The following is a 12,963-nucleotide window of genomic DNA, read 5'->3' on the forward strand; positions in this document are numbered from 1 at the left end:
ATTGTTCCCGCCTTTTCGCAGAGTGATGTTTCAAAAGAAAGCATAGCACCGATAAACGACGAATAAAAGGACCTCCGCAAACAAACGCGGATGGTCCCCGGACACATACCTGCTATGGTGCGCAGCGTCACATGATGATAACTGATTTGATATACCCCGCCGGCTTTTGGCAGGACAACCGGAAGGCATCATTGATCTGATCGAGAGAGAAACGGTGGGTAATGAGCTCATCTGTCCGTAATTTCCCACTCGCCAGCAGGTCTAATCCGATTTTCATACCCGCGGCGTAGACCAGTGGATCCCGCTCGTGTGCGTTTATCACATCCAGACCTTTCCAGTTCCACAGCTGCATATTCACCAAGCGGGGTGGCCCTTGGTGGTAGCCGTAGATGACAAGCTTTCCGCGTACTTTAACCAGCTCACCGCATAACGTGAGGCCTGCTTGGAACCCGGTAGCCTCCACCAGGATATCCGGCTCCTGGCCGCCGTTTAATTCCAGGATCTTGGTCTGCAAGTGATCATGTCCGACCAGGAGTGCAGCGTCAGCGCCGTATTTCAACGCCTGGGCCGCAGCCTCCTCCCGCAGATCCACCGCGATAACTTTCTTTGGACCCTGCGCCTTCAAACACTGAATGAGCAGAAGCCCCATGCAGCCGCAGCCCACGATTACAATGGTATCCTGGAAACCCGGCCGGATGCGGCGGGCCGCATTCACTGCGCAAGCGATAGGCTCGCCTAGAGCAGCCCCCGTCTCCAGATTATCGGGTAGAACAGCGGCATGATCTGCATCGACCACACAATGTTCCGCAAAGCCTGCGCGCTGGTTTATTGCCGCCACCCGATCACCTGCCGCAAATTCCGTCACAGCGCTTCCTACAGCCTCCACCACACCGGCCACTTCATGCCCCAAAGAGAGAGGATATACATGACTGAGCTGGGCCTCATCCCATACATGCAGCTCACCGGTACAGATGCCGCACATGTTGACCCGGATGAGAATCTGCCTTGGGCCGGGAGTAGGCGTCGGTAGATCCTCTATTATGAACGATCGCTGTTCCGTCAACTGCGCTATCTTCAATCAAAGCACCTCCTGTCTACCGTTATTCCAATGCGTCGATGATCATTTTGATCAGCTTCAGGTCTTCCTGCGAATCTTCTACCGTGGTTTTTGGCACCAGACCCTTCGTGACGACGTCATAGAAATACTCCAGTTCGACCGTGTAAGCGTCCTTGAATGTCGGACGCCCAACCGAACGCTCGAAGCGTTCCCCCACCGTTTCCTCAATAATGATTGTGGTCGGCAGATGGCGGATGTACGGGGTATCGTACTGCACCGTAACTGCTTTGCTATCGCCGTAAATTTGTATGTGCGCATCAAATCTGCGTTGGTTATCCACCCCCGTTTCGAACGTGGCATTGAAACCGTCGAACTCCAGGATTGCGTTGATAAACCGGCCTCCGTTCCATTGAGAGGCGGCAATTACGCGCTTAGGCAAGCCGATGATCTCCCGCATGGCAGACAAGTCGTGGCTGTTCAGACCGCAGAGCAGGCGATAGGCGCTCTGGTGCGCGGCGGAAACATCACCAATCGCCTGACGGACCATCCGTTCGGCGCGTTCTTGCTTCTCCTTCAGCGCTGCGGCAGGTATATCGCTCGGGCGAATGACGTTGCTGGCTTGATCGATGATTAGCCGATTGGCGCCGATAATGTCCCGTATGCGAACATAGTTGATTTTATCCAACTTTTTGACTTCGTCTACAGCCTGCATGAAAGCCGGAGCGAATCGCCGCATGTAACCAACCATTACTTGTACGCCCGCCTCATCCCTCGCCTGTATAATCGCGTCCGCATCTTCAAGTGTCAGGCAAACCGGCTTTTCCATCAGGACGTGTTTGTTGTGCTGTAATGCCCGGATAGCGCATTCCGCATGATACTCGTCGCTATTCAGCACGAACACGGCGTCCAAATCCGGCTGCGCGGTAAGCTCGAAAGCATCCGAATAGAGCCTCTCGACGGTGTATTTCTCTCCAAGCTGAGACAGCAGCTGAGGCGAAATGTCGCACAGCGCAGCTATCTCATATCGGTCGGACAACGACTCCAGAATAGGCAGATGTGTGATTTGTGCAACCTCCCCCAGCCCGATAATTCCCACTCTCACCTTGCGCATATTGTTCCTCTCCCTGTCTTGTGTATTTGCCGAGCCGGATGGTGCAGGTGCGGCACACGGCTTGAGATGGTTCTTATGCCGAGTGCCTATGTCTACTATTATGCAGCGCATGCTTACCCTTTCACCTATATGCAGCGCATGCTTCCCTTGCACCGATATGCAGCGTATGATCACCCTTTCACCGAGCCTGCCACGGCGCCATGTATCATGTACTTTTGCACGAACAGCAGGAAAATGAAGACCGGCAGCATTGCAAGCGTTGCCGCCGCCGTCAAGCTGCCCCAATCCGTCGCATACTGCTGCATGAACAGCTGCAGCCCAACCGGAATCGTCATCAAGCCTTCGTTTCTCAGAAACACGCTTGCGATCAAATAATCGTTCCATGAGAACAAGAAAGAAAAGATCGCAACCGCGGCCACACCAGGACCCGAAATGGGCAGAACCACTTTAGTAAAGCTTTGCAGCCGGGTGCATCCATCGATCCAAGCGGCCTCTTCCAAATCTTTTGGTATTGCGTCAAAAAAGCCTTTGTACATCCAAATCGCGAACGGCAGATGCACCGTGATGTAGAGCAGAATGACAGCAAAGTGAGAGTCGATCAAGCCCATTTTGCGGAACATGATGAACAGAGGAATCAGCACCAGTATGATCGGAAACATTTGCAGCATCAGTAGAGAACGCGAAAATCCGGATATAAGCCACGAACGATACCTCGACACCGCATAGCCTGCGAAGGCCGCAATCAATATACTGAATCCGGTTCCATAGAACGAGACGATCCAACTGTTTTTGAATTGCTCCCAGAATTTAGTGCGGGTGTTCAAGAAACCATAATTCTCGAACGTGATCCTGTTAGGAAAAATATGCTTGGAGCTCAATATTTCAGAGTTGCTTTTGAGCGAGTTGATGATCATTGTCAGTATCGGCAAGTTGACCAGCAGAACTACGATCAGCATGAGGAAAAATAACGCCCATCTCTTCACTTGTTTAACGCTCATGACAGCCCTCCCATGCTCACTCTTGCTCCTGTTTTTTTAACAGCAGTACAGCTAACGCCATCAAAATAACCAAACTCACAATAGAAATGGCTGATCCGATGCCAACCGCGTTTTTCGAAAATGTGTATTTGTAAGCTAAAATGATCAAATTTTCTGTCGCGTTCGCGGGTCCCCCTTGGGTGAGCAGCCATATGGTATCAAAGTCGTTGAAACACCAAATGGTCATTAGAATCCAACATACGACCGTGATCATTCTCAGCTGAGGCAGCGTGATATACCAGAAAGACTGCCACCTGCCGGCGCCGTCCATGTGTGCAGATTCATACAACTCCTGATTAATGGTTTGCAAGCCTGCCAACAACGAGATCATCATGAAAGGAAAGCTTCGCCACACTTTGATCATAATGACGGAAAACATCGCCCAGCCTTCCGTGCCCAGGAACAAGACCGGCTCAAAGCCAAATCCAACCAGGATTGTGTTGAACAGACCGTTCTGGTCCCCGATCAGCCAGCGCCACCCAACGATAGACACAACCGAGGGCAGTATCCACGGAACCAGCAGAGCGACCCTGAAAAATCCGCGGCCGATGATATCTTTGTTAAGCAGTATCGCAAAGCCTAGTCCAATCACATAGCTTCCGATGACACTGAACACCGCGAAAACGGAGCTGAAATACAACGCATGCCAGAAGTCGGGCATTGTCAGTAATTTGGCATAATTATGGATGCCGATGAACTCTCCGGGCTTTAGCAAGGTACCGTTTTGCACACTGTAAACAAGGCCGGAGAGAAAAGGATAGAAATTAATTAATAGTATTAAGATGATCGATGGGAGCAGGAAGTAATAGGGAAGCCAGCTCACGCTCTGTTTTTGTAGGGCAGACCGGCCCGTGTAGTGATCTGCAATTTTCACCTTATCCAAAGCTATCCCCCCGATTGATTGTCTCCGGTGATACCCGTCACGCCCGTTCCACGATGTTCTTCATCATGTAGGGTCGTGCCTGCATCGGACGCTCTCATTTTTCTTTCATAATTTCCTTCATTTTCGCTTCCGCCTTTTTCATCGCTTCAACCGGGTCTTTCCCCATGATCAATTCCTGCGTCAATGTCTGCATCAGTCCTTCTCCCTCGATCTCATTCAGCTCTGGAAATGCGGATGGATACTGAGAGCCGGTGCTCTGGCCGATGGGCACATATTGATCCAATATGAACTTGACATGCTCGTCTTTTTGGAAGTAGTCGTCTTGTGCCACGGATTTGCGGGCAGGCAATTGATTGGAATGTCCCTCGGTCCACAGTGGTTTGTTGTTCTCGGACCACCATTTCATAAACTGCTTCGCCTCTTCAGGATGCTTGCTCTGCTTGTAGATCATCATGTTGTTCACCCAGCGGATCGTGCCTGTGTCACCATGGGGACCTTTGATCGGCGGAATGATTCCGATGTTGTCCTTCAGCTCCGGCAGCGCATCTTTGAACCCAGGATTACGGATGAGAATGGCCGCATCACCCTGTCCGAACGATTTGATCGCGTCATCCCCTTTAAAGCCTGCGCCGGCGGGGTTAATGGAGCCATCCTTGACCAAGTCGCCGATAAGTGTAATCGCTTCCAAGTTTCGTTCATTCATCAGATCCACTTTCTTCTCTTTCGTGAACATGCCGCCGCCGTTATTCAGCATCAACGCATACAAATACTGTGTTCCACCCGTGTCGGACGGCATAACCATGCCGTATTTACCGTTCCCGGACAATGTTTTGGCCGCAGCGCGTAATTCATCCCAAGTCTTGGGCACGGCGACTCCGGCCTGCTCGAACGTCTCCTTGTTGTAAAATGGCACCCTGATATCCAGAGCCCACGGCAGTGAAACGTAATGATTGTCGTATTTCAAGGTTTCGACGGTGCCCTCGTAGAAGTCGTCCAACTTGCCGGTCTTCTTCATATCTTCCACCACATCGTCAATCGGTAAAATTGCGTCCATCTGATAGAACTGAAAGGCCTGATAGCCGGCTCCCGTACTCACATCCGGAGCTGTGCCCGATGCGATCGCGGTAGTAAACGTCTGGTACCAATTGTCCCATGGAGTCGATTGATAAGAGACCTTGATGCCTGGATGCTCCTGATTAAACTTTTCCACTAATTTCTGCGCTGCTTGTATGTACTCCGGCGGTCCCCACACCATATCCCAAAACTTAAGTTCAACAGCTTGCTTGGACTCACCGTTTCGCACGTCGTTCGTGTCACTTTGGTCTGCAGGCGCCGAGGAGCACCCCGCCACTGACAGCGCCAGCAGTGCTGCCGAAACCGTTCCCCACACTCGATTATTTCGCATACACTTGCCCCTTTCGTGTTAAGTAAAAACGTTTACTCACAATCACAAAATTAAAGCGCATACATAAATCAAGAATGCCAAGCGTCTCACCAGCACACAGAGTCACCAGTTCAGGACTAGCCAAATAACCTCACTTTCTATCGTATTTTTTGGTACCGGGCAGCTACCTGTTGATTCAGCCTGCCCAACCTCAAAGTAGTGAAAACGTTTTTACAACGTAATAATATATTTACCGGTTTGCGTTTGTCAATCAATTTTTTGTTGTCTGAGCTGGTACCTCCGGAGGACGACAAAAAACGCCTACATCTCAGAAGAAAGAGACGTAGACGTTATCGCATAGGAGAAGGAATTAGGGCTCTTGCCAAGGGGAAGTCCACCCGCCGCCCGGCAGGCACCTGGATGCAAGAGAGAGTGTGATATTGTTTTTACCGAGCGGGGCCGCTGCTTTCCCGCTGCACCAATTGGTTTTGATAAACAATCTTCTTCGGCACGTTATTTCCGTCCGGACACTGTATCAACTCAAGCAGCATATCTACAGCGGCGCTGCCCATTTCGCGCATCGGCTGACGGACCGTGGTCAGAGACGGCTTGTATAGCGCAGCTATATTGATGTCGTCGTAACCGATGACCGAAATATCTGCAGGCACCTGAATACGCCGATCCTCCAATGCCCTGATCGCACCGATTGCGATCAAATCGTTACCGCAGAAAACAGCCGTAAACTTCTCGCCGGACTCCAACAAGGATAACATCGAATGATAGCCAAACGAGCTGAACGCAATTGTGTTGTCGTCCCCTCTTTTGATTAATTCCTCGAGCACCGGCAGCTCGTGGTTCATCATCGCGTTACGGTACCCCAGCTCCCTCTGCTTGGATACGGTGGGGCCGCCGATGTAAGCGATGCGCCGGTGGCCGAGTCCAATTAAATGCTCCACCGCATCTGTGGCCCCTTGCAGATTGTCCCCGACCACGCTGTTTAAACCAGATATGGAAGGATCAATCGAAACGGTAGGCAAAGACTTCAACATATTTGCCAATTGTTCGTCGTGTCGGGAGCTGCCGAACAGTGTAGAAGATCCGAATACAACGCCGTCCACCCTTCGTACCGTGAACGATTTCACAAACGCCATCTCTTTGTCGGCACTTTTGTTGGTCGAGCATACGATGAGAGAATAGCCGTGCTCCCACAGCTTATCCTGAATAACTTCAGCCAAAAGCGCCCAGTACTCGTTAGAGAGATTAGGCACAATCAGTCCGACTGTTCTGGTTTCTTTCATAATCATGGAGCGAGCCGTATGGTCGGGCTGGAAGTTGAGCTTGTGAATCGCTTGTTGCACACGGAGCTTCGTTTCTTGTTTGACCCTATTTTTCTTGTTCAGCACTCTGGATACCGTGGCGATGGAAACTCCTGCTTCCGTTGCAACATCTTTTATCGTAATTTTCATCGTGAATCCTCATATTTGAAGTTGTTGTTTGGTAAAAACGTTTTTACATTAGTTTATAATGCCATGTTAACTTAGGCCTCTTTTCGTTGTCAATTAGTTATTCCCACGGCCATGGACTACTCAGTCTTGCCACCACTGGTCACGTGTGTGCCAATCAGGAAAGAACATGGCCAAGCGGTGCAGGAGTGCTCGGTACCGACGGTCGAATCGGCGCAGAGCCTACGCCTGTGCGGCCGTCCGAGCGCGCAGCACGCATGCCATGCTGTGAGCGGGTCGGTCTGTTCCGCGAGCCGGCACCGGTACCGTTGTCCGACCGCGCCGCGCGCGGACCGGCGCCATGGCCGAGCCCTGCGGTGCGCTTGCCCTCGCGTGCGCCGGGCCTTACGGCACGCTTGCCCTCTTGTGCGCCGGGCCCTGCGGTGCGCTTGCCATCGCGGGCCCCGGGCTGTGCGGCACGCTTGTCATCGCGGGCCCCGGGCTGTGCGGCACGCTTGTCATCGCGGGCCCCGGGCTGTGCGGCACGCTTACCCTCGCGGGCACCGGGCCTTGCGGCACGCTTGCCCTCGCGGGGCCCGGGCTGTGCGGCTTGGTTGCCACCGCTCGGACCAGGCCATGCAGCTGGTGTGCTGTTACCGGGCGATGCCGAAGGTGGGCCGTCATTGCGACCGGTGCGCTCAGCACGTTTGCCGTCACTCCTGCCGGCCCACAAAGCGCGTTCGCTCTCTCTCGACACGGGCCATTCCGCATGCGTGCCATGGTTGAAACCGGGCCGCGCGGCACGTATGCCATCGTTGTCACCGGACCACGCCGAATGCTCCTTCGTGAGCGAATTGCGCTGCTTTGCTTTCCCTGCTCTTTGAAATGCGATGATTCGACGATACATCGATGTGTCCTTGAGCTTCACGAAGTGAGATATAGATGGAAACAGATTCGCTTCAATAATCCATATATGCCCGTTCCGGTCGGGACCCATATCCATCCCATAGATGCGGTGGCCCTTGTAATAGCGGGCTAATGCCTTGCTGGTTTGCAGCGCAATCCGGTCAATCTCAGCTAGTAAAGTGCTTTCCGGCAGATGTTGGATGGTGGAACGCTTAAGGGCCGTTGACGGCAGCAGCAGTTGGCCCTTACTCCTCGTAATGTTCGACACAATATATCCTTTGCCTGCGACTTTCGCCACTCTCGCGGTTACCCTCCACTCCCCGGAGCTTGGGTCGCGCTGGGTGATGACCCGCATATCAAATGACCGGCCGTCGATCTTAGGACGACAAATTTTTCGTTGGACCAAATATTTGGCGGAGCCGGTTAAGCGCTTGATATACGTATATGCGCTGTCTTTTCCACGCAATGTGTCTTTGTTGTTGTCATAATGCAGCAAATATCTGTTGTCACCTAAAGCGGACACTTGGATCACACCGCGCCCTCTGCTGCCGGAAACAGGTTTGACGATGACGTGCTTGTATTTGCGCACGAAGAGCCACAGCCGCTTTTCCGTGAAAATATGTGTCTCCGGTATATGTGCCGCCAGCTCGTCGAGGTTTTTAAGCACCCGGAATTTGAACCACTTATCCCTTTTAATACTCCGCACGCCCGTCATCCCCTTCGCCCTTATTGAATCCGATGCTGCGCAGGTACGCCTCTAACAGGCCGACGAAATGTTCTATATCTTCCGAACGGATGTCCCCCATGTTGGCGATCCGAAACGTCTTCAACCCGTCGAGCTTGCCCGGATAGATCATTATGTTATGGCTGTAAAAATAGTCGTGCATTGCTTCAAAGTCATAGCCTGAACAATCAGGTTCCACGATCGCGGTGACAATTTTCGAGTGGAGCGATTCGGGGACTATGAAAGAAAGACCCAGCCTGGTAATTCCGCGAATCAAGGTTTCCCATGACTCCACATATCGGCCGTATCTGCCTGGAATTCCCTCTTGCTTCAGCTCCTCGATCGCTTGTTTAAGCGCGTACAGGGTTTGAACGGGCGGGGTGAACCGCATCTGCAAATGCTTCACGAAGTATGCATATTGGTCATACAAATTAAGGTAGTAATTTCGCCTGCGTAAATGCTGTGTAAGCTCCAGTTTCCTTTTTTCAGCGATAACGAACGACACACCCGGCATCCCCTGCAAATTTTTGTTTGAGCTGGAGGCCAAATAAGAGATGTTCATCTGCTGCATGTCGATCGGCACGGCGGCGAATGAACTCATTGCATCCACAATCATATCGATTCCATGAAGCTTGCACAGCGCCCCGACGGCATGAATATCGTTCAGCAGACCTGTCGTCGTCTCGTGGTGCACGATGGCAAGATGCGAGATTTTGTCATTGTTGCGGATGACCGTTTCCAGTGCCTCGAGATCAATCATCTCGTCCGGCGGACTTTTTACCTCGAAATATCGCAGCCCGTACGCGTCCGCAATTTCACACATACGTCTGCCGTATGCGCCGTTATTTATAATCACTACTGTGCCATCATCCACGACCGAGCTGAGTATCGACTCGACCGCTGCGGTTCCCGAACCGCCGAACAACACCGCCGTGTACCGGTCGGGATCGGCAGCAAGCCGGGTCAACTCTTCACAAACATTTGCCATGAGCAAGCCGAACTCCCTTTCACGGGGGCAAATATCCGGCACTACTTGCGCTAATTTCACACTGTCAGTGGTGGTAGCTGGACCAGGATTAAGCAAAATCGTTCTCTTTGTCGCCCGCATTCGTCTCCCTCTCCCTTATTTTCCCGTAGTTGGTATGTTCAAAAACCGCTGCAACCGTTCTTTCACTTCGTAAGGCTTAATCCGGGGACGGCCGAGGTCAGCACTGCTGCTTTTAGATATTTTCATGTATAGAAACGTCAATCCTTTTGTCTTTTTCCACTCTGTCATGGCAGCGGCCAATTCATCCAGATTGTGGACGTGCAATGCTTTGGTATATCCGCACGAAGCGGCGATTTCGATAAAATCAACGTTATGGGATACCGTGCTCTGTCCTCCCGTGGAGTCATGTGCATTATTATCCAGCAAAATATGCAGCATATTCGATGGATTGTAGTAACCGTTTGTAGCGAGGCTTCCCATCCGCATCAGCAGGGAGCCGTCGCCATCGATCACGATCACATCTTTGCCAGTTTGAGCCAAAGAAAGACCGAGTCCGAAGGAGCTGACACATCCCATGGAACCTACCATGTAGAAGTTATTGCTGCTGTCTTCTACCTCGTAGAGCTCCCGGCCGGTGACGCCGGTCGTGGCGAGCTGCACGGTGTGCCGGTCTTTCAATGCGTTGATCACGCTAAGTGCTTCACGGCGCGCGGGCATTTGATTCTTGCCGCTGCTTTTCTTTTTCAGCTGATTTACGCGAACAAATGATGACTGAGGACCCAAATCCTGCGGACCGAGTGTTCCTCTTTTGACAACAAAGAAAAATGTTCGGTGATTAGCAATATGCCTGTCGGCCTCTGCAAGCTGCCGCCGCGCCTCCTCCAAATCGTCGGACAGGTACTGCCACTCCACCTGCATCAGATCAAGCATCTTCGTCGTGATCGGGCCCATCAGCTGATGCTGCGGTTCATCCGGTATTCCCGGTTCCCCTCGCAGACTGACGAAACCAAGTGTAGGGATGCGAAAAGGATAGTTGAGCGAAGTCAGCGGCGATACCGCATTGGTCAGCCCTGAATTTTGCATCAGCACAACCGGTTTCCTTCCGCCCACATAGGCGCCGGCCGCTATAGCCACCGCGTCGCCCTCATTGGCAGCGGCGACATATTCGCATTCGTTGATAGCATAGTTGATCAAGCTTTTCAGAAAGGAACAGGGCACGCCGGTAAACAGCGTGAACCCTAATTTTTTCAACTCTTCTCCAAAGTCGCTTGTTGACATCATAGGCGATCATCCGCACCCGGCTCGACGGCAGGAAGGTATTTTTTCTCCGCCATCTCCAGTTCATCAGCCCCTTGCAGCCGGAATACTTCTTCCAGTGGGGTCACCACGCCCTCGACATGCGCCAGACTGTGCTCCCGCATGATTTGTCCGGATATTTTTTTCATGGCATCGATCGACGCCCTCAGGTTATGGTTCGCCCAAATCACAAGATTGACGCCGAGCTCCTGAAACTTCACTGTTGGTGTGGTGTAATACTTGGTCGGCACGATCACCACAGGCGATCTTCCGCCCCACTCTTGCATAAACGCTTCAATTTCAAGCGTGTCCGCGCGCTTACTGTGCATAAGTATGGCATCTGCGCCCGCCTGCCGGTAGGCCTCCGCACGACGCAGCGCCTCTTCGAGCCCCCAGCCTGTAATAAAGGCCTCCACTCTTGCCACGACCGCAAAATCGTCGTCAGTCTGCATGTCTTTCATAGCCCTGATTTTGCCGCAAAACTCGTGGATATCTGCCAGTGGTTGTGCTGAGGCGTTGATAAAGGAGTTGGTTTTTGGAAAAAGTTTGTCTTCAATGCACACCCCGGCGATCCCGCGTTGTTCCAGCTTTTTCACCAACCGTCTTGCATTGTTGAAGTTGCCGTAGCCCGTATCCCCGTCCAGCAGAATCGGAATCGATGTGGCGTCGCTCATAAATTCCAGCACATCCAGCACCTGGGTCCACGAAGCCTCGTTATTATCACGCACGCCGAGTGATGCCGAGATAGACAGACCGCTCGCCCAAATGCCTTTAAACCCGGTCTCTTCTACTATTTTAGCGGATAACCCGTTATGAGCCTCCATTATAAAGTCAAGGCTTGTGGATTTTAGCATTGCCATTAGCTGTTGTGTTTTTCTCATGGTGTACTCCTTTACGCGGATATATGATCTGCCACTTATCCAAATCGGTTTTAACGTTTACATTGTATGCCGGGCACGCAGGCTTGCATGGTACAGCTATTGAGATTTTGTAAATATGGGTGGGATTGGGCAGAAAAAAAAGGGAGTTACTCCGAAGAGCATCTCCCTTTGCAGGAACCTGAATGACTAGTCCTTTCTGCTAAGCCCGATGATCATGACGACCAGCGTGAGCAGATCGATGAGCTCTGAACTCATACAACTCTCCTCCATCTCCGTTAAGATGGCTCACTCAGTCCAGATTCTCCTCTCCCAAGGAGGTCATTACGTCCCATCGAATATATATGCCAACGGCGGAGCGAATATGCCACACTAAATGCTTTAACCGCCCGTCCGTAGTCCTAATAGAGCTAACTAACCTTTGACTGAACCAATTGCAACGCTACCCATAATTCTCTTGGAGAATATTGAAAATACGATAATTATAGGCATAACAGACAGAGCAACACCCAAATAAAGAAGCCCATAATCCGTACCATAATAACTCTGAACTAGAGATACTATCACGGGCAGTGGAAACTTATCTTCGGAAAATAACAACACTAATGGTCCCATAAAATTGTTCCAGGAACCGATAAAAGAAAATATCCCCAATGCCGACAGGGCAGGCAAAAGCATTGGTAGTATAATTCTATTGTACATCATAAACTCGCCTGCACCGTCCACTCGCCCCGATTCCAAAATTTCGTTCGGTATGGAACTGTCGATAAATTGTTTTAAGAAAAAAACAGTAAACGCACTTGACGCTGCAGGCAGTATGATCGCCGCATACGAATCCAGTAAACCTAAGGTATTCATCCAACGATAGCTTCCTATTAAGGATAATTGACCAGGTACCATCATAGTGGCTAGCAGAAAAGTAAATAATTTCTTGTTACCTTTGAAATTAAATTTGGAAAAACCGTAGCCTGTTAATGCACCGAAATACAAGTTCAGGACAGTGGAGGAAACTGAGATAATGATACTGTTTATGAAGCCACGCCCAATATTGACATTCGTCATCATTGTTGCAAAATTGTCAATTAAGGAATTGCCGGGTAAATAAATAAATTTTGCTGCGATGTCTTCATTACTATGAGTGGAGTAAATTAACATCAAATAAAAAGGTATAATGCATAAAAGAGCTAATGATATTAAAAACGAGTAAATTAAAAAATTGCTGAACAGACGCTTAGAATTGTGCGACGCGTACATATC

Annotated in this window: 11 protein-coding genes; all 11 read right to left on the reverse strand. The window is 51.0% G+C overall.

The window, feature by feature from the left end; all coding sequences use genetic code 11:
- Positions 1–127: 127 nt before the first annotated feature.
- On the reverse strand, positions 128–1,078 hold the full coding sequence (locus CBW46_RS04395) for a zinc-binding dehydrogenase (protein ID WP_089198808.1): 951 nt from the start codon (positions 1,076–1,078) through the stop codon (positions 128–130).
- Between the two features lie 22 nt (positions 1,079–1,100).
- Entirely contained in the window at positions 1,101–2,168 is a 1,068-nt protein-coding gene (locus CBW46_RS04400; protein WP_089198809.1) for a Gfo/Idh/MocA family protein, read from the reverse strand.
- 170 nt (positions 2,169–2,338) lie between these two features.
- Entirely contained in the window at positions 2,339–3,166 is an 828-nt protein-coding gene (locus CBW46_RS04405) for a carbohydrate ABC transporter permease (protein WP_089198810.1), read from the reverse strand.
- 16 nt (positions 3,167–3,182) lie between these two features.
- Positions 3,183–4,079, reverse strand: a complete 897-nt coding sequence (locus tag CBW46_RS04410) for a carbohydrate ABC transporter permease (RefSeq protein ID WP_089199322.1) — start codon at positions 4,077–4,079, stop codon at positions 3,183–3,185.
- Positions 4,080–4,182: 103 nt separating this feature from the next.
- Positions 4,183–5,493, reverse strand: a complete 1,311-nt coding sequence (locus tag CBW46_RS04415; protein WP_089198811.1) for an ABC transporter substrate-binding protein — start codon at positions 5,491–5,493, stop codon at positions 4,183–4,185.
- Positions 5,494–5,918: 425 nt separating this feature from the next.
- The gene (locus CBW46_RS04420; RefSeq protein WP_089198812.1) at positions 5,919–6,938 is read right to left on the reverse strand and encodes a LacI family DNA-binding transcriptional regulator; all 1,020 of its coding nucleotides are present in this window, start codon (positions 6,936–6,938) and stop codon (positions 5,919–5,921) included.
- 154 nt (positions 6,939–7,092) lie between these two features.
- A complete protein-coding gene (locus CBW46_RS04425) occupies positions 7,093–8,526 on the reverse strand; it encodes a YheC/YheD family protein (protein WP_089198813.1) in 1,434 nt (477 codons plus the stop codon).
- A complete protein-coding gene (locus CBW46_RS04430) occupies positions 8,513–9,652 on the reverse strand; it encodes a 2-aminoethylphosphonate aminotransferase (protein WP_089198814.1) in 1,140 nt (379 codons plus the stop codon). Before CBW46_RS04430 ends, CBW46_RS04425 begins: the two co-directional genes overlap by 14 nt.
- 15 nt (positions 9,653–9,667) lie before the next feature.
- Entirely contained in the window at positions 9,668–10,810 is a 1,143-nt protein-coding gene (gene aepY / locus CBW46_RS04435) for a phosphonopyruvate decarboxylase (protein WP_424446068.1), read from the reverse strand.
- The gene (gene aepX, locus CBW46_RS04440; RefSeq protein WP_089198816.1) at positions 10,810–11,709 is read right to left on the reverse strand and encodes a phosphoenolpyruvate mutase; all 900 of its coding nucleotides are present in this window, start codon (positions 11,707–11,709) and stop codon (positions 10,810–10,812) included. Before aepX ends, aepY begins: the two co-directional genes overlap by 1 nt.
- Before the next feature lie 411 nt (positions 11,710–12,120).
- Positions 12,121–12,960 (reverse strand): carbohydrate ABC transporter permease, encoded by an 840-nt coding sequence (locus CBW46_RS04445; RefSeq protein ID WP_089198817.1) that lies wholly within the window; start codon positions 12,958–12,960, stop codon positions 12,121–12,123.
- Positions 12,961–12,963 lie beyond the last annotated feature (3 nt).

Source organism: Paenibacillus xerothermodurans (genome assembly GCF_002220865.2).
GTDB lineage: Bacteria > Bacillota > Bacilli > Paenibacillales > NBRC-103111 > Paenibacillus_S > Paenibacillus_S xerothermodurans.

Coding starts and splice junctions, on each gene's coding strand:
- CBW46_RS04420 (WP_089198812.1), bottom strand. CDS start 6,938: ATGAAAATTACGATAAAAGATGTTGCAACGGAAGCAGGAGTTTCCATC.
- aepX (WP_089198816.1), bottom strand. CDS start 11,709: ATGAGAAAAACACAACAGCTAATGGCAATGCTAAAATCCACAAGCCTT.
- CBW46_RS04445 (WP_089198817.1), bottom strand. CDS start 12,960: ATGTACGCGTCGCACAATTCTAAGCGTCTGTTCAGCAATTTTTTAATT.
- aepY (WP_424446068.1), bottom strand. CDS start 10,810: ATGTCAACAAGCGACTTTGGAGAAGAGTTGAAAAAATTAGGGTTCACG.
- CBW46_RS04405 (WP_089198810.1), bottom strand. CDS start 3,166: ATGAGCGTTAAACAAGTGAAGAGATGGGCGTTATTTTTCCTCATGCTG.
- CBW46_RS04400 (WP_089198809.1), bottom strand. CDS start 2,168: ATGCGCAAGGTGAGAGTGGGAATTATCGGGCTGGGGGAGGTTGCACAA.
- CBW46_RS04430 (WP_089198814.1), bottom strand. CDS start 9,652: ATGCGGGCGACAAAGAGAACGATTTTGCTTAATCCTGGTCCAGCTACC.
- CBW46_RS04415 (WP_089198811.1), bottom strand. CDS start 5,493: ATGCGAAATAATCGAGTGTGGGGAACGGTTTCGGCAGCACTGCTGGCG.